This window comes from Herbaspirillum sp. C7C8 (assembly GCF_022627875.1).
Taxonomy (GTDB): domain Bacteria; phylum Pseudomonadota; class Gammaproteobacteria; order Burkholderiales; family Burkholderiaceae_D; genus Herbaspirillum.
Genome location: NZ_JABXGG010000003.1, coordinates 18,656 through 34,496 on the forward strand (window position 1 = coordinate 18,656; position 15,841 = coordinate 34,496).

The 15,841-nt window shown below is 61.6% G+C and carries 18 protein-coding genes; 4 read left to right on the forward strand and 14 right to left on the reverse strand.

Features of this window, described 5'->3' with window-relative positions:
- Position 1 precedes the first annotated feature (1 nt).
- The 12 genes from hisD to HWE01_RS04635 all read right to left on the reverse strand — a co-directional run bounded on the left by hisD (position 2) and on the right by HWE01_RS04635 (position 9,726).
- Positions 2 to 1,318, reverse strand: a complete 1,317-nt coding sequence (gene hisD / locus HWE01_RS04580; RefSeq protein WP_008332467.1) for a histidinol dehydrogenase — start codon at positions 1,316 to 1,318, stop codon at positions 2 to 4.
- 40 nt (positions 1,319 to 1,358) lie between these two features.
- Positions 1,359 to 2,009, reverse strand: coding sequence for an ATP phosphoribosyltransferase (gene hisG / locus HWE01_RS04585; protein ID WP_008332468.1), 651 nt, complete (start codon positions 2,007 to 2,009; stop codon positions 1,359 to 1,361).
- 25 nt (positions 2,010 to 2,034) lie between these two features.
- Positions 2,035 to 3,291 (reverse strand): UDP-N-acetylglucosamine 1-carboxyvinyltransferase, encoded by a 1,257-nt coding sequence (gene murA / locus HWE01_RS04590; protein ID WP_008332469.1) that lies wholly within the window; start codon positions 3,289 to 3,291, stop codon positions 2,035 to 2,037.
- Positions 3,292 to 3,300: 9 nt separating this feature from the next.
- The gene (locus tag HWE01_RS04595; protein ID WP_008332475.1) at positions 3,301 to 3,537 is read right to left on the reverse strand and encodes a BolA family protein; all 237 of its coding nucleotides are present in this window, start codon (positions 3,535 to 3,537) and stop codon (positions 3,301 to 3,303) included.
- 47 nt (positions 3,538 to 3,584) lie between these two features.
- Positions 3,585 to 4,349, reverse strand: a complete 765-nt coding sequence (locus HWE01_RS04600) for an ABC transporter permease (RefSeq protein ID WP_175344810.1) — start codon at positions 4,347 to 4,349, stop codon at positions 3,585 to 3,587.
- A complete protein-coding gene (locus HWE01_RS04605; RefSeq protein ID WP_008332478.1) occupies positions 4,346 to 5,257 on the reverse strand; it encodes an ABC transporter ATP-binding protein in 912 nt (303 codons plus the stop codon). The genes HWE01_RS04600 and HWE01_RS04605 overlap by 4 nt, the downstream gene beginning before the upstream one ends.
- 341 nt (positions 5,258 to 5,598) lie before the next feature.
- Positions 5,599 to 5,892 carry an STAS domain-containing protein gene (locus HWE01_RS04610; protein WP_008332479.1) on the reverse strand — a complete coding sequence of 98 codons (294 nt, stop codon included), beginning with the start codon at positions 5,890 to 5,892 and terminating at the stop codon, positions 5,599 to 5,601.
- 57 nt (positions 5,893 to 5,949) lie between these two features.
- Entirely contained in the window at positions 5,950 to 6,585 is a 636-nt protein-coding gene (locus HWE01_RS04615) for an MlaC/ttg2D family ABC transporter substrate-binding protein (RefSeq protein WP_008332480.1), read from the reverse strand.
- A gap of 267 nt (positions 6,586 to 6,852) precedes the next feature.
- Positions 6,853 to 7,590 carry an MlaA family lipoprotein gene (locus HWE01_RS04620; protein ID WP_034351103.1) on the reverse strand — a complete coding sequence of 246 codons (738 nt, stop codon included), beginning with the start codon at positions 7,588 to 7,590 and terminating at the stop codon, positions 6,853 to 6,855.
- 5 nt (positions 7,591 to 7,595) lie between these two features.
- On the reverse strand, positions 7,596 to 8,072 hold the full coding sequence (mlaD, locus tag HWE01_RS04625; RefSeq protein WP_034351105.1) for an outer membrane lipid asymmetry maintenance protein MlaD: 477 nt from the start codon (positions 8,070 to 8,072) through the stop codon (positions 7,596 to 7,598).
- A gap of 74 nt (positions 8,073 to 8,146) precedes the next feature.
- Entirely contained in the window at positions 8,147 to 8,926 is a 780-nt protein-coding gene (gene mlaE / locus HWE01_RS04630; RefSeq protein WP_008332483.1) for a lipid asymmetry maintenance ABC transporter permease subunit MlaE, read from the reverse strand.
- Entirely contained in the window at positions 8,923 to 9,726 is an 804-nt protein-coding gene (locus HWE01_RS04635; protein WP_008332484.1) for an ABC transporter ATP-binding protein, read from the reverse strand. The genes mlaE and HWE01_RS04635 overlap by 4 nt, the downstream gene beginning before the upstream one ends.
- Positions 9,727 to 10,135: 409 nt before the next feature.
- Between HWE01_RS04635 and ychF the strand changes: the two genes are divergently transcribed.
- On the forward strand, positions 10,136 to 11,227 hold the full coding sequence (ychF, locus tag HWE01_RS04640; RefSeq protein ID WP_241821180.1) for a redox-regulated ATPase YchF: 1,092 nt from the start codon (positions 10,136 to 10,138) through the stop codon (positions 11,225 to 11,227).
- 189 nt (positions 11,228 to 11,416) lie between these two features.
- On the opposite strand, the gene HWE01_RS04645 is transcribed toward ychF, so the two are convergent.
- Positions 11,417 to 11,974 carry a hypothetical protein gene (locus tag HWE01_RS04645; protein ID WP_241821181.1) on the reverse strand — a complete coding sequence of 186 codons (558 nt, stop codon included), beginning with the start codon at positions 11,972 to 11,974 and terminating at the stop codon, positions 11,417 to 11,419.
- Positions 11,975 to 12,355: 381 nt separating this feature from the next.
- Positions 12,356 to 13,273 (reverse strand): LysR family transcriptional regulator, encoded by a 918-nt coding sequence (locus tag HWE01_RS04650; protein ID WP_008332496.1) that lies wholly within the window; start codon positions 13,271 to 13,273, stop codon positions 12,356 to 12,358.
- 129 nt (positions 13,274 to 13,402) lie between these two features.
- Here HWE01_RS04650 and HWE01_RS04655 point away from each other — a divergent pair, with 129 nt between their 5' ends.
- The 3 genes from HWE01_RS04655 to HWE01_RS04665 are packed head-to-tail and all read left to right on the forward strand — an operon-like array spanning position 13,403 to position 15,841.
- Positions 13,403 to 14,161 (forward strand): 5-oxoprolinase subunit PxpA, encoded by a 759-nt coding sequence (locus tag HWE01_RS04655; protein ID WP_241821182.1) that lies wholly within the window; start codon positions 13,403 to 13,405, stop codon positions 14,159 to 14,161.
- A gap of 33 nt (positions 14,162 to 14,194) precedes the next feature.
- The gene (locus HWE01_RS04660; RefSeq protein WP_008332510.1) at positions 14,195 to 14,443 is read left to right on the forward strand and encodes an acetyl-CoA carboxylase; all 249 of its coding nucleotides are present in this window, start codon (positions 14,195 to 14,197) and stop codon (positions 14,441 to 14,443) included.
- A gap of 9 nt (positions 14,444 to 14,452) precedes the next feature.
- Positions 14,453 to 15,841 (forward strand): acetyl-CoA carboxylase biotin carboxylase subunit, encoded by a 1,389-nt coding sequence (locus HWE01_RS04665; protein WP_241821183.1) that lies wholly within the window; start codon positions 14,453 to 14,455, stop codon positions 15,839 to 15,841.

Here is a 15,841-nt window from a genome sequence, read left to right on the forward strand (position 1 = left end):
TTCACTTCTTGAGCCGCAATTCGGCCGAGCGGGCGTGGGCCTGCAGACCCTCGCCATAAGCCAGTTCAGCGGCAATCCTGCCCAGCGTCTGCGCGCCCTCTTCCGACACGCGGATGATGCTGGAACGCTTCTGGAAGTCATACACGCCCAGCGGCGAGGAGAAACGCGCCGTGCGCGAAGTCGGCAGCACGTGATTGGGACCGGCGCAATAATCACCCAGCGATTCGGACGAGAAACGGCCCAGGAACATGGCCCCGGCGTGACGGATCTGGTCGGCCCACTGTTGCGGTTCCTGCGCGGAAATCTCCAGGTGCTCGGCGGCGATCATGTTGGCGATCTCGCAGGCTTCCTCCATGTCGCGCACCTTGACCAGGGCGCCACGGTCGGTCAGCGAAGTACGGATCACGTCCTTGCGCGGCATGTCTTCCAGCAGGCGATTGATCGAGGCTTCGACCTTGGCGATGTAGTCCGCATCCGGGCACAGCAGGATGGATTGCGCCAGTTCATCGTGCTCGGCTTGCGAAAACAGGTCCATGGCGATCCAGTCCGGATCGGTGGCACCGTCACAGATGACCAGAATCTCGGAGGGACCGGCGATCATGTCGATGCCCACCACGCCGAACACGCGGCGCTTGGCAGCAGCGACGTAGGCATTGCCCGGACCGACGATCTTGTCCACCTGCGGGATGGTGGCGGTGCCATAGGCCAGCGCGCCCACGGCTTGCGCGCCACCAATGGTGAAGACACGGTCCACGCCGGCAATGGCAGCGGCGGCCAGCACCAGTTCATTCTTTACGCCATCGGGCGTGGGCACGACCATGATGACTTCCTGCACACCGGCCACCTTGGCCGGAATCGCATTCATCAGCACCGATGACGGATAAGCTGCCTTGCCGCCCGGCACGTAGATACCCACGCGATCCAGCGGCGTGACCTTCTGGCCCAGTTCGGTACCATCGGCTTCGCGATAGAGGAAACCATCGGAGCCGCATTCCTTCTTCTGGCGCTCATGATAGGCGCGCACGCGGTCGGCGGCGGTCTGCAGCGCATGGCGGCGTGCCTCGGGCAACCCGGCCAGTGCAGCTTGCAGCGCATCCTTGCCGATCTCCAGAGCGGCCACGGAAGTGGCCTGCAGGCGGTCGAAACGCTGGGTATATTCCAGCACGGCGGCGTCACCGCGCGCCTTCACGTCGGCCAGGATGGTGGCCGCAGCGCGGTCGATGGCTTCGTCCTCGCTGGCTTCGAAGGCCAGCACGGCCGACAGCTTGTCACGGAAGCCGGCATCGGCGGAATCGAGTTTTCGGATGGCAATGCTCATGGTCTCACCTGCTCTGCGAGGATGTCTGGGGTCGTGGGAATTACTTGGCCTTGGAAGCCTTCTCGAAGGCATCGAGAATCGGCTGCAGGCGCTCGCGCTTCAACTTCAGCGCGGCCTGGTTCACCACCAGGCGCGAGGAGATATCGATGATGTGCTCGACTTCCACCAGCTTGTTGGCACGCAGCGTACCGCCAGTGCTGACCAGGTCGACGATGGCATCCGACAGGCCCACCAGCGGGCCCAGTTCCATCGAGCCATACAGCTTGATCAGGTCGACGTGCACACCCTTGGCGGCGAAGTGCTCGCGCGCGGTATTGACGTACTTGGTCACCACGCGTAGGCGCGCACCCTGGCGCACTGCATTGGCGTAGTCGAAACCTTCCTGCACCGCCACCGACAGGCGGCACTTGGCGATGTTCAGGTCGATGGGCTGGTACAGGCCTTCACCGCCGTGTTCCATCAGCACATCCTTGCCGGCCACGCCGAAATCGGCCGCGCCGTATTGCACGTAGGTCGGCACGTCCGAAGCGCGCACGATGATCACGCGCACGTCAGGGTCATTGGTCGGCAGGATCAGCTTGCGCGAGGATTCCGGATCCTCGGCCACGGTGATGCCGGCGGCTTTGAGCAGCGGCAGCGTCTCTTCGAAAATACGGCCCTTGGAGAGCGCCAGCGTCAGTTGTTGGGTCATGATGGTGTACTTTTTGTGGAATCCGTCAAACTTGCTTGATGCGCTCGATATCGGCGCCGATGGCCGACAGCTTGGCTTCCATGCGGTCATAGCCACGGTCGAGGTGATAAATGCGCTCCACCACCGTCTCGCCCTGCGCCGCCAGGCCGGCAATGACCAGCGAGGCCGAGGCGCGCAGGTCGGTCGCCATCACGGGGGCGCCGAGGAATTTCTCGACCCCGGTGACGATGGCGGTATTGCCCTCCACATCGATGGCCGCGCCCAGGCGATTCAATTCCTGCACGTGCATGAAACGGTTCTCGAAGATGGTCTCGGTAACGTGGCTGGTGCCTTCCGCCAGGCAGTTCAAGGCCATGAACTGCGCCTGCATGTCGGTCGGGAAGCCCGGATATTCAGTCGTACGGAAGCTCACCGCCTTGGGACGGCGCGCCATCTGGATACGGATCCAGTCCTCGCCCGAAGTGAGGATGGCACCGGCTTCGCGCAGCTTGTCCAGCGCGGCATCGAGCAGGCCGGCACGGGTACGGTGCAGGGTAACGTCGCCACCGGTGGCCGCAACGGCGCACAGGAAGGTGCCGGTCTCGATGCGGTCGGCGATGACCTCATGCTCGGCACCGTGCAGCTTATCCACACCCTGGATCACCAGGCGATCCGTGCCGATGCCCTCGATCTTCGCGCCCATCTTCACCAACAGATTGGCCAGGTCACCCACTTCAGGTTCGCGCGCAGCGTTTTCCAGCACGGTCTCGCCATCGGCCAGGGCGGCAGCCATCAAGAGGTTCTCGGTACCGGTCACGGTGATCATGTCGGTGACGATGCGCGCCCCTTTCAGGCGCTTGGCCTTGGCATGGATGTATCCGGCCTCGATATGAATTTCCGCGCCCATCGCCTGCAGTCCCTTGATGTGCTGGTCGACCGGACGTGAACCAATGGCACAACCGCCGGGCAGCGACACCTTGGCCTGGCCGAAGCGCGCCAGCAAGGGGCCCAGCACCAGGATCGAGGCACGCATGGTCTTGACCAGCTCATAGGGCGCTTCGGGGCGGGTGATGTCATTGCCGTTCAAGACCAGCTGCTCGCCGTTCTCGCGTACGCGCAAGCCCATCTGCGTCATCAGCCTGGTGATGGTGGAGACATCCTGCAGGTGGGGCACATTGGAAAGCACCAGGTCGCCATCGGTCAGCAGGCCCGCGCACAAGATAGGCAGCGCGGCATTCTTGGCACCGGAAATGGTGAGGTCACCGGAGAGGCGCTTGCCGCCACGGATCAAAAGCTTGTCCATCGTGTTGCCTTATTTCTGGAATTCTTCGGGAGTCAGGGTCTTCATCGACAGCGCGTGAATTTCTTCGCGCATGCGGTCACCCAGCGCGGCATAGACCAGCTGGTGACGCTGGATCAGGCGCTTGCCGGCAAACGCCTCGGCGACGATAACGGCGGTGAAGTGCTGACCATCGCCCTCCACTTCTAGGTGCTGGCACTCCAGGCCGGCGGCGATGTAGCTTTTGACGAGTTCAGGTGTGGGTAGCATGTTGAGGCTCTTCACGGGAATGGGGGAGATGGCGGGGCGCAGGGTGTTCAATGCGAACCTGCCCGCAGCTTGTAGCCGCTCTTGAGCATGCGCACGGCCAGGGTAGACAGCGCCACGAAGAACACGGCGACGATACCGAGGCTGGTCATGGGGGGAATGTCGGACTGGCCGAAGAAGCCATAACGAAAGCCGTCGATCATATAAAAAAACGGGTTGAAATGCGATACCGCCTGCCAGAACGGAGGCAGCGAGTGTATCGAATAGAACACGCCGGCCAGGAAGGTCAGCGGCACGATCAGGAAATTCTGGAACGCAGCCAACTGGTCGAACTTCTCGGCCCAGATACCGGCGATCAACCCCATGGTGCCCAGGATGCCCGCTCCCAGCAGGGCGAACATCAGGATCCACAGCGGCGCCACGAAGTCCAGGTGGCCGAACCAGACAGTGACCACGAACACGCCCGCGCCCACCATCAGACCGCGCACCACGGCCGCCAGTACGTAGCCGCCAAACAGTTCCCAGTGCGACAGCGGCGTCAGCAGCACGAACACCAGGTTGCCGGTGATCTTGGACTGGATCAGCGAAGAAGAGCTATTGGCAAAGGCATTCTGCAACACGCTCATCATCACCAGGCCCGGGACCAGGAAACCGGTGTAGTTCACGCCCGGATAAACCTGTACGCGATCCTGCAGTACGTGGCCGAAGATCAGCAGGTACAGCAGGGCCGTGACGATGGGCGCGGTGATGGTCTGGGTGGCCACCTTCCAGAAACGCAGGATTTCCTTGTAGAACAGGGTACGGAAACCAATCATTTTTCATCTCCCATGATCTGGATGAAGACGTCTTCCAGGTCGGCCTGCTGCAACTGCAGATCGTCGATCTCCGCGCCCGAGGCGCGCAGCGTGGCCAGGATGGGTTCGACTTCCTTGTAGTCCGTCACGCGCAGCGTGAATTTATTGCCCGACAACAGCTCTTCCGGATGGGTGACCAGTGCCTTCAAGCCATCGGGCAGGCTGCCGCGCTTCAAGCGCAACAGCATCTGCGAACCGGAGATGCGGCGAATCAGGGCCTCGGTCGAATCCAGCGCCACCACACGGCCGAACTTCAACATGGCGATGCGATTGCACAAGGCCTGGGCTTCTTCCAGATAGTGCGTGGTCAGCACGATGGTATGCCCTTCGCGGTTCAGGCGTCCGATGAACTGCCACAGGGTCTGGCGCAATTCCACATCCACCCCGGCGGTCGGTTCGTCCAGCACGATCACGGGTGGCTTGTGCACCAGCGCCTGGGCCACCAGCACGCGCCGCTTCATGCCGCCGGACAGCGCGCGCATGTTGGTATCAGCCTTGTTGGTGAGGTCGAGGTTTTCCATGACCTCGTCGATCCACTTGTCGTTGTTGGTCAGACCGAAATAGCCGGACTGCATGCGCAAGGTCTCGCGCACGGTGAAGAAGGGATCGAAGACCAGCTCCTGCGGCACCACGCCCAGGTTCATGCGGGCGCCGCGATAGTCGCTCACCACGTCATGCCCGTGAATGGTGACCGAGCCCGAATCGGCCCGGTTCAAGCCGGCAATGATGGAAATGAGCGTGGTCTTGCCGGCCCCGTTGGGACCGAGCAGACCGAAGAATTCACCTTCTTCGATCGCCAGGGATACGCCACCCAGCGCCTGCAGGGACTGGTAGCGCTTCTTGATGTCTGTGATTTGGAGAGCGGCCATTGCCTCGCCCGTTCAATACGTTACTTGCCAGAAAGAAATAAGGAGCCAGGAGTTCCACCGGGGAATCCGCTGTCCACCTCGCCCTGGCTGCGCCATGCTCTCCGCTGGGGAGGCAGGCTGTCGCAGCCATCTTGTCGTTGTGCCATGAAAAATAGCGCAGTGTTTCGGTGTTGCCGTCGGCATTGCCGACAGGCAGGAGATTGCCTGGGCGGAAAGCTTATCCGCGGCCCAGGCTGCCGACGCGCCTGCAAAACCTTCGATTATAGGGGAATTCGATATTCGGGGCCGCCCCGGACGGGCTTCCCGGCGTCCGGGAGCCCGGACGACTGGGGAGAGCGCGATCAGTGATGTCGATCAGTCGCGGAAGTCGGCGCGCTGGCGCCTTGCAGCAAGGCGGTCACACCGTAGAGGTCGGCCAGGCTTTGCAAATTGGCGGGCAAGACCCCGAACTCCAGTGCCGCACCACGACCGGCTGCAGCGCGCCGCCAGGCCAGCAGGGTCGCCACCGCCGAGGAATCGACCACGACCACCTCGCTGACGTCGATGCTGGCCTGGCCGGCGGCGATGGCCGACAGGCCCTGGCGCAACACCGAGCTGGCATTGGTGAAGGTCAACGAGGCGCCGGGCTTGAACATGATGCGCTCTTTCGGATCAGGGGTCAGTGGTCGAGGGTCGGTCAGCAGTGACGGAGATTACTTCTTGCCGCGTGCGGCCAGTTGCTGGTTCTTGTCCGTCAGGGCCTTGATCAGCCCGTCGATGCCGCCCTTGTTGATCTCGCTGGAGAAGGTACCGCGATAGGCTTCCACCAGCCAGGCGCCCAGCACGTTGACGTCATACAGCTTCCAGCCGTCGGCCTTCTTTTCCAGGCGATAGCTCAGCTGGATCGGCTCGCCACCGCGCGAGGAGATGACCTGCGAGTTCACTTCCACTTCGGTATCGGTCGGCGCAGCGCGCAGCGGCTTGAATTCGATCTTCTGGTCGCGCACCTGCGACAGCGCGCCGGCATAGGTGAACACCAGCAGGCTACGGAACTGGGTGATCAGCTGCTTTTGCTGCTCAGGCGTCGCCTGGCGCCAGTAGCGGCCGGCGGCCAGTTGGGTCATGCGCTCGAAATCCACGTAGGGCAGGATCTTCTGCTCCACCAGCTGCATGATGCGGGCGTTGTTGCCGGCCTGGATGTCCTTGTCGTTCCTGGCAGTATCCAGAACTTCGGAACTGATGCGCTTGACCAGCGCATCCGGGGCCTCCTGGGCTGATGCGGCGCCGGAGAAGGACAGCGCCGGAACGGCAAAGGCGGCGATGGCGAAAAGTTTGGTAAGCATCTTCATAAGTCGGTTTTCCATTCGAGTCGGCAGAAGGCGCCGGGGCTGCCCGGTGGCGTCGCGCTGTAAGGCGCGCCGACGGCAGCTGGCGTTGTCCTTCGAAACCCGCCCGGGAGCGGGGTTCCCGCGCCGTCACAGTTCGGCACGGATGTTACAGATTGCCCTGAGGGGAGACTGCACGGAAAGCGCAGATTGGGCAGTTCGGCCACATTTCAAGACCAAAGCGCCCCTGCGGGCGCCCCGGAGGTTACACCCGCGAGGCGATCCGGGCCATCAGGGCTTGATGGTTTCTTCCTTCTGCTCACTGCCACCGGAGGCACCGTTGATTTGGCTCTGGCGGCGTTGCAGGTAGGCATCGCGCACGAAGTCATACTTGTCCAGTGCGGCATCTTCCAGCAGGGTCGAGGCATCCAGCAGTTGGGCGCGACGGTCGACGATGCGGACCACCGCACCGACATTGCGCCAGCGGGTCGGACGCTTGTAGGTCCACAGGTCGCCGTACAGGTCCACCGGCATGCCGGCGGTGTCGCGCAGCGTGGAGGGACCGAAGAACGGCAGCACCACGTAGGGACCGGAGCCGACGCCCCACTTGCCCAGGGTCTGGCCGAAATCGGACTTCTCACGCGGCAGACGCGCTTCGGTCGCCACGTCCAGCACGCCACCCAGACCGAAGGTCGTGTTGATGGCCACACGCATGAAGGTCGAGACCCCCTGCTCGATGCGACCCTGCAGCAGCTGGTTGATGGACGACCAGACATCCCCGATGTTGCCGAAGAAGTTGCCCACGCCGCGCTGGACCGGCGTCGGCACCACGGTGTCGTAGGCTTGCGCAGCCGGCTTCAGGGCCACCTTGTCGACCGTGTCGTTGAAGCTGAACATGGTGCGGTTGAAGCCTTCCAGCGGATCCTTGGGATTGTTGCTGGTGCTGGCACAGCCGGTCAGGGCGGCGGCAGCAAGGGCGAAGGCGCCGAGGCGGCCTGCATAAGCGGTGCTGATGGTTTTTTTATTCATTTGATTCATTTGGAATCATCCTTTCCCTCTGCCGCCTTGCTGTACAGGAACTGACCGATCAGGTTTTCCAGCACGATCGCGGATTGTGTCATCTTAATCGTATCGCCCGCAGCCAGGTTAGCAGTATCGCCGCCCGGCTCGATGCCGATGTATTGTTCACCCAACAGGCCCGAGGTCAGGATCTTGGCCGAGCTGTCCTTGGGGAATTTGTAGCCCTCGTCCATGTTCAGCGTGACCACGGCACGGAAGGTCTGGTCATCGAAACGGATCGAGTCCACCCGGCCCACCACCACGCCGGCACTCTTGACGGCCGCACGCGACTTGAGGCCGCCGATGTTGTCAAAATTGGCCTTGAGGGCATAGGTCTTCTGGCCAAAGGACATCGAGCTCATGTTGCCCACCTTGAGCGCCAGGAACGCCAGTGCCGCCACACCGGCCAGCACGAAGATTCCTACCCAGGCATCCAGAGATTTACGTTGCATATTCAACCCTTTTTCTACCCTTTTATTCACATCATTGTGCCCTCACCGGGCGCCAGTCCAAGTACTGCGGCCGCTCAGCTGAACATCAGTGCAGTCAGCAGGAAATCCAGGCCCAGTACGGTGAGCGAGGCGATCACCACGGTCCGGGTGGTGGCGCGGGCCACGCCTTCGGGCGTAGGCTGGGCTTCATATCCCTGGAACAATGCCACGAAGGTCACGGCCACGCCGAAGACGATGCTCTTCAACACGCCATTGGCGATATCGTTCCACACATCCACCCCGCCCTGCATCTGCGACCAGAACGCGCCCTCATCCACACCGATGAGCAGCACGCCGACCACATAGCCCCCCAGCACACCGACGGCGCTGAAGATGGCCGCCAGCACCGGCATGGCGATCACGCCGGCCCAGAAACGGGGCGCCACCACGCGTTGCAGCGGGTTCACGGCCATCATTTCCATGGCCGACAACTGTTCACCGGCCTTCATCAGACCGATTTCGGCGGTCAGCGAGGTCCCGGCGCGCCCGGCGAAGAGCAGGGCCGTGACCACCGGGCCCAGCTCACGGGTCAGCGACAAGGCCACCAGCAGACCCAAGGCCTGCTCCGAACCATATTTATTGAGCGTGTAATACCCCTGCAGACCCAGCACGAACCCCACGAACAGGCCCGACACCGTAATGATCACCAGCGAATAGTTGCCGATGAAGTGGATCTGGTCGGTAATCAAGCGCGGACGGCGCAGCAGGCCCAGCGAGGCCCCCAGCATGTTGATGAACATGCGCGCGGCAAAACCCACGCCGACTGCGAACTCGCGCACGCTGCGGCCCAGACCGCCGAGCAGACGGACGATCATGCGCCACCTCCCAGGCCCAGGTCCTCGGCCAGCGAACGGCCCGGATAATGGAAGGGCACCGGACCATCGGCCTCGGCGTGGACAAATTGCTTCACATAGGGATCGGTGGATTCACGCATCTGTTGCGGCGTTCCCTGGGCCACGATCTTGCCGGCCGACAGGAAATACACATAGTCGGCAATGGCAAAGGATTCATTGACATCGTGCGACACCAGGATCGAGGTCGACCCCAGGGCATCGTTGAGGCGGCGGATCAGGTTGGCCGTCACGCCCATGGAAATCGGATCGAGCCCGGCGAAGGGTTCGTCATACATGATCAGCGCCGGGTCCAGAGCGATGGCCCGTGCCAGCGCCACACGGCGCGCCATGCCGCCGGAGATCTCGGCCGGCTTGAGGGCGGCGGCATTGCGCAGGCCCACGGCGTTCAACTTCATGAGAACCAGGTCGCGGATGAGCGTTTCATCCAGGTCGGTATGCTCGCGCAACGGGAAGGCCACGTTGTCGAACACCGTCATGTCGGTAAAGAGCGCGCCGTTCTGGAACAGCATGCCCATCTTGCGGCGCAGCACATACAACTGCCGGGTCGCCAGTGAGGGCACGTTCTCGCCATCCACTTCCACCCTGCCCTGCTGAGGCTGCAACTGCCCGCCGATCAGGCGCAGGATGGTGGTCTTGCCGGATCCGGAACCGCCCATCACCGCCACCACCTTGCCGCGCGGGAAGTCCATCTGCAAACCGGTCAGGATGGGCCGGTCGCCATAACGGAAATGCAGATCGCGGATTTCGACGATGTTGGGCACGGGAGGCAAGGGGATTCTTTGAGGATTTGGGAAAACCGACATTGTAGAGCAAATTTTACAAATCGCTTTCAAGAAGGCAATACAGCCTGTAAATCACGGGCGCTGAAAACGCCTGTTCTTTACAAGTTACAGGCATGTTCACTACAAATAGGGACACTTTCCGACAACCAACTAGATGACGAATGAGTCATTTAAATATTGCACCGGCAAAAAAATTCTTATTGCGTGGTACATCTGCAACGGAATGGTGCATTGCAGACAATTTCCGAGATGCGAATCAAGACTCGCATGTTACCAGTGATGGCCGGATACCACAGCGCGTACGTGCGCTTCGATGCTGCGTTGCAAAGCTGGGGCTTGGGGCGTCGGGCTTGCTACAATGTCGGTTTTGCTTTCGGAAGAATCTGTCATGAGCCTCAAATGCGGCATCGTGGGTCTGCCCAACGTCGGTAAATCCACTCTTTTCAATGCGCTGACCAAGGCGGGCATCGCCGCCGAGAACTATCCGTTCTGCACCATCGAGCCCAATGTCGGCATCGTGGAAGTGCCAGATCCGCGTCTGAAGGCGCTGGCCGAGATCGTCAAGCCCGAGCGCATCCTGCCGGCCACGGTGGAATTCGTGGACATTGCGGGCCTGGTGGCGGGTGCCTCCAAGGGTGAAGGTTTGGGCAACCAGTTCCTGTCGCACATTCGCGAGACCGATGCCATTGTCAACGTGGTGCGTTGCTTTGAAGACCCGAACGTGATCCACGTAGCCGGTCGCGTGAGCCCGCTGGACGATATCGCCGTGATCCAGACCGAACTGGCGCTGGCCGACATGGGCACGGTCGAGAAGGCCATCCACCGCGAACAGAAGAAGGCCCGTTCCGGCGACAAGGATGCGGCCAAGCTGGTGGCGCTGCTGGAGCGCATCATGCCGGCGCTGGACGAAGCCAAGCCGGTGCGCGCGCTGGGTCTGGATGCCGAAGAGATGCTGCTGATCAAGCCCTTGTGCCTGATCACGGCCAAGCCGGCGATGTATGTGGCCAACGTGTCCGACAGCGGTTTCACCGACAACCCGCTGCTGGACCAGCTGACCGCCTACGCCCAGGAACAGAACGCCCCCATCGTAGCCATCTGCGCGGCCATCGAAGCCGAGATCGCCGATCTCGACGACGCCGACAAGGCCGACTTCCTGGCCGACATGGGCATGGAAGAGCCGGGCCTGGACCGTCTGATCCGTGCGGCCTTCAAGCTGCTGGGCCTGCAGACCTACTTCACGGCGGGCGTAAAGGAAGTACGCGCCTGGACGATTCCGGTAGGCGCCACTGGCCCGCAGGCGGCTGGCGTGATCCACACCGACTTCGAGCGCGGCTTCATTCGTGCGCAGACCATTGCCTTTGAGGACTTCATTGCCTTCAAGGGTGAGGCGGGTGCCAAGGAAGCGGGCAAGATGCGTGCGGAAGGCAAGGAGTATGTGGTCAAGGATGGGGATGTGATGAATTTCTTGTTCAATGTCTGATTCAACTTAGCTGTTTCAAGCAATTTCATCACGTTGCAGAAATCGCCAAGAACTTAAATCCTCGTGAATACGGGGATTTTTTTTGCTGCCTTGGGTCAGGGAGCATCCGCATTGGCGGCAGGGGTGAAGCTTGCCAACAACACTTACAGGCGCCGGAGAATGAGTCGCATACGGCGCCTTCCGTGAGGCTCAGTCCGGGTTTGCGCGGATGCAGAGGTCATACTGCTTGGACAGATGGGCATTGGCTTCGGCAACGAAGGCCTCGGGCACGCTTTCTACAATGGACGATCGCCCCTGCTCCAGGGTAAATATGCCGAAATGGTTTGTTGAATCATTCATGAAATCGTAGATCAATAGATAATCCGTGTCCGCCGTATCCTTGTAGCGGCAAACGTTTCTCAAAAACGGAAGACTCACCAAGAGGGTATAGACGCTGTAGGAGAAATCAAGGCTGCTGAATTGCCAGATGCCGGTTGCGGAATCGTAGTTCGACATGGTCAGGCCATAGCACTGCGATGATGCGCACCAGCCTTCAAGCGATTCCTTGACCGTTCGATCTCCGCGCTCAACTTCGCTGTATTCATTGACAAGGGCCTGCGTGATCTGCGGGTCGTAGTTGCCCTTGGTGTTCAGCCATTCGACCCAATCGTCGAAATCCGACGGTCGGCCGCCGTCGCTTTCCAGGTAATCGGCATACGCCTGCGGGCTCAACTTGACACGCATATAAAATGAAGGTGTATCGGACATGCTCTTCCTTTAGAAAATGAGTGGACTACTTCATGGCTGATGCCGGCGCGCGCAGATATGAATGATTCCAAGTAGGGCCACTTCTATCACTGCGTTCTCCGGCACGCCGTCATGAACGGGATTGTGGTCTGAACATGGGTCCACTTGGAATGGAAATTTTTGGAGAAAGTGCGCCAGTTCTAAAACAAATCAACAGCGCCTTGCATTGCGGTTCCAAGATACCGGCGGTCAATGATGCCGAGTCCGAATGTGGGCTGCGATCAAGCGCGTGTGGATGGTGGCCTCCCAGGAAGAAATTCTCTAAATCATTTTCGCTTGTCCACGACAAGTGCTGTGGACAATTCAACTGAAAGTGATTCTCCAATTATGAGAATCACTTTCTCACCTCCTCCCACTACTCAACTGCGGCGTCAAAAACGACTGCCTGAAATACTCCCGCACCGCCTCCATCGCCGGCGTAAATTTCACCCCCTTGCGCCAGGCCAGCCCCACATTCATGGCCGGCACGTGATCCATCAACAACACGGTCTCGATACGCAACCCCTCCAGCGACCACGGCCGATACACCAGGTCCGACAAAATCGCCACCCCCGAACCATTGGCCACCATGCTGCGCACCGCCTCGATGGAACTGGTGCGCATGATGATGTTGGGCTTGCGTCCGCTCTGGTTCCAGTAGCGCAGTGCGGTCTTGTCGGCCTCGTCCACCGTCAGCAGGATGAAGGGCTCATGGACCACCTCGGAGAGATTCACCACCGAGCGCTCCCCCAGCGGATGGCGCGCCGGTAGCCACAGCCGGCGCACCGAACCAAACAGCGTCTCGTAAGCGATCTCGCGATGGCGCAGGTTGGAAGTCAGCACCACCGCCATGTCGATGTCGCCCTCCACCAGACTCTGCTCGATCTCGGCACGCTCCTTCTCATGCACATGCAGCTTGATCCCCGGATAGGACTGCGACAACCGCTGCAAATGGTGCGGCAAGAAATATCCCAGCACCGTATAACTGGCCGCCACCCGCAAGCTGCCACTGGCGGTATTGTCCGGCAGCGGGCTCTTCATCGCATCGTCCACGCTGCGCAGAATCGAATACGCATGATTCAAAAAATGCCGCCCGCTGTCGGTGAGGATCATCCCCTGCGGGGAGCGAATGAACAGCGGGGCGCCCAGCATGGCCTCCAGTTCCTGGATGGCGCTGGTAACCGAGGATTGCGAAATGTGCAGATGAATTGCCGCCTGCGAAATCTGTCCCACTTCCGCAGTAGCAACGAAATAACGAATCTGCCGGAGGGTGATGGCCATGTTTGATGCCCTTCATAAGCTATCGGATTTTTCGATATCAAGCCCTCTGATAATACATCTGTCCAATACCGTGGCCGATTTCTATACTCATTTTCACGCGCTGATTCCGGCAGCGCAGGAGACCACGAGATGAGAACAATCGATCTGAATTCGGACATGGGCGAAGGCTTCGGCCCCTGGACCATCGGCGATGGCGTCGATGCGGCCATCATGCCCCTGATCAGTTCAGCCAACATCGCCACAGGCTTCCATGCAGGCGATCCCAATACCATGCGGCGCACGGTGGAACAGGCGCGGCAACACGGCGTGGCCATCGGTGCGCATCCGGGCTTCCGTGATCTGGTCGGCTTCGGCCGCCGTCACCTCAACGCCCCGGCCACCGAGCTGGTCAACGACATGCTCTACCAGCTCGGCGCCCTGCGCGAATTCGCCCGCCTCAACGGCATGACCTTGCAACACATCAAACCGCACGGCGCGCTCTACATGCACCTGGCCCGGGATGAAGAGGCCGCACGCGTCTTCGTGCAGACCCTGCGCCAGTTGGACCCGAACTTGCTTCTGTTCTGCATGCACGGCTCGGCCGTCTGGCGCGTGGCCCGGGAACTAGGACAATCCGTGGTCTGCGAGTTCTACGCCGACCGCGATTACGACAACAGCGGCTCCATCGTCTTCACCCGCCGGGTTGGTGCGCTCGATCCTGCGCAGGTGGCGGCCAAGGTGCTGCGGGCCTGCCGCGAAGGCGTGGTGCGCACGGTCGAAGGGCGCGATATTCCCATCGCCTTCGAATCCGTCTGTATCCACAGCGATACACCCGGTGCCCTCGCAATGGTGCAGGCCACGCGCAGGAGCCTCGAAGCCGCCGAAATAGCCATCGCCGCACCGCGCTGATCCATACCATTCATCACACGAAGGAGAAAAGTCATGGCAGTCCAAGAAGTGCACTCCCCTTTGCCCGGCACCTTCTATCGCCGGTCCAGCCCTGAGGCCCCACCCTATGCGCAGGAAGGCGACCTCATCGAAGCCGGTGCCGTGATCGGCCTGATCGAAGTGATGAAACAATTTACGGAATTGCAGGCCGAGCACGGCGGCACGCTGCAGGCCTTCCACGTCGAGAACGGCGATCCGGTCGAACCCGGCCAGCTGGTCGCCGTGATCGAGACGGCAGGCTGAGGCGGCACCATGAGCACGTCCATCACCAAACTCCTGATCGCCAATCGCGGCGAGATCGCCGTGCGCATCCTGCGCGCCGCGCAAGCGCTGGGTATCCCGACCGTGGCCGCCTGCAGCGAGGCCGATACCGATTCGATGGCCGCGCGCATGGCCGATGAAGTCCAGATCATCGGACCGGCACGCGCCGACCGCAGCTATCTCAACGCCGATGCACTGCTGCAGGCCGCACGCGCGACCGGTGCCAATGCCATCCATCCCGGCTATGGCTTTCTCTCCGAGAACGCCGCCTTCGCGCAAGCGGTCAGCGAGGCGGGGCTGATCTTCGTGGGACCGGAGGCCGATACCATCCGCCGCATGGGCGACAAGGCCGAAGCGCGCCGTACTGCGGCCTCTGCCGGCGTGCCGGTGGTGCCGGGATCGCCGGGTGAACTCGATGATCTCCCCGCCGCCCTGAGCTGTGCGGAACAGGTCGGCTATCCCCTGCTGATCAAGGCCTCGGCCGGCGGCGGTGGTCGCGGCATCCGCATGGCGCGCGATGCTGCCGAACTGACGCGGGAATTCCCCATCGCACAAAGCGAAGCGCAGGCCGCGTTTGGATCAGGTGCGGTGTACCTGGAGCGCTTCATCCGCAGCGCGCGCCACATCGAAGTGCAGATCCTGGGCGATGGCCAGCGCGCCGTACACCTGTTCGAACGCGAATGCTCGCTGCAACGGCGCCGCCAGAAGGTCTTCGAAGAAGCGCCCTCGCCCGCCCTCACGTCCGCACAGCGGCAAGCCCTCTGCGAGAGCGCGGTGCGGCTGGCCGAACAGTTGCACTATCGCGGCGCCGGCACGCTGGAATATCTCTTCGATGACGAGAGCGGCGAGTTCTTCTTCATCGAGATGAATACGCGCATCCAGGTCGAGCATCCCGTCACCGAAATGATCACCGGCATCGATCTGGTGCAGGCCATGCTGCGCATCGCGGGCGGCGAGCCGCTCGGCTTGCTGCAGTCCGACATCCGCATGCTGGGCGCAGCAGTGGAAATGCGCATCAACGCCGAAGACCCGGAACGCAATTTCTTCCCCTGCCCAGGCACCGTGACGGACCTGCACTGGCCGCAAGGCGAAGGCATCCGCGTGGAGAGCCACCTCTATGCCGGCTATCGCATTCCGCCGTATTACGATTCCCTGCTGGCCAAACTGGTGGTGCACGGCAAGGACAGGGCGCAGGCCATCGAACGCGCCCAGGCAGCGGTAGACGCCACGCGGATCAGCGGCATGGCCACCACCTTGCCGCTGCATCAGTGGCTGCTGGCCGATGCACGCGTGCAGGCGGCGCGCTTCGATACCGGGGCGCTGGAAACCTGGCTGGCCGAACGCGCAGCCGCCCGCACCGCGCAACTTGAGGAAGCCTGA

Coding starts and splice junctions, on each gene's coding strand:
- hisD (WP_008332467.1), bottom strand. CDS start 1,318: ATGAGCATTGCCATCCGAAAACTCGATTCCGCCGATGCCGGCTTCCGT.
- hisG (WP_008332468.1), bottom strand. CDS start 2,009: ATGACCCAACAACTGACGCTGGCGCTCTCCAAGGGCCGTATTTTCGAA.
- murA (WP_008332469.1), bottom strand. CDS start 3,291: ATGGACAAGCTTTTGATCCGTGGCGGCAAGCGCCTCTCCGGTGACCTC.
- HWE01_RS04595 (WP_008332475.1), bottom strand. CDS start 3,537: ATGCTACCCACACCTGAACTCGTCAAAAGCTACATCGCCGCCGGCCTG.
- HWE01_RS04600 (WP_175344810.1), bottom strand. CDS start 4,349: ATGATTGGTTTCCGTACCCTGTTCTACAAGGAAATCCTGCGTTTCTGG.
- HWE01_RS04605 (WP_008332478.1), bottom strand. CDS start 5,257: ATGGCCGCTCTCCAAATCACAGACATCAAGAAGCGCTACCAGTCCCTG.
- HWE01_RS04610 (WP_008332479.1), bottom strand. CDS start 5,892: ATGTTCAAGCCCGGCGCCTCGTTGACCTTCACCAATGCCAGCTCGGTG.
- HWE01_RS04615 (WP_008332480.1), bottom strand. CDS start 6,585: ATGAAGATGCTTACCAAACTTTTCGCCATCGCCGCCTTTGCCGTTCCG.
- HWE01_RS04620 (WP_034351103.1), bottom strand. CDS start 7,590: ATGAATAAAAAAACCATCAGCACCGCTTATGCAGGCCGCCTCGGCGCC.
- mlaD (WP_034351105.1), bottom strand. CDS start 8,072: ATGCAACGTAAATCTCTGGATGCCTGGGTAGGAATCTTCGTGCTGGCC.
- mlaE (WP_008332483.1), bottom strand. CDS start 8,926: ATGATCGTCCGTCTGCTCGGCGGTCTGGGCCGCAGCGTGCGCGAGTTC.
- ychF (WP_241821180.1), top strand. CDS start 10,136: ATGAGCCTCAAATGCGGCATCGTGGGTCTGCCCAACGTCGGTAAATCC.
- HWE01_RS04645 (WP_241821181.1), bottom strand. CDS start 11,974: ATGTCCGATACACCTTCATTTTATATGCGTGTCAAGTTGAGCCCGCAG.
- HWE01_RS04650 (WP_008332496.1), bottom strand. CDS start 13,273: ATGGCCATCACCCTCCGGCAGATTCGTTATTTCGTTGCTACTGCGGAA.
- HWE01_RS04655 (WP_241821182.1), top strand. CDS start 13,403: ATGAGAACAATCGATCTGAATTCGGACATGGGCGAAGGCTTCGGCCCC.
- HWE01_RS04660 (WP_008332510.1), top strand. CDS start 14,195: ATGGCAGTCCAAGAAGTGCACTCCCCTTTGCCCGGCACCTTCTATCGC.
- HWE01_RS04665 (WP_241821183.1), top strand. CDS start 14,453: ATGAGCACGTCCATCACCAAACTCCTGATCGCCAATCGCGGCGAGATC.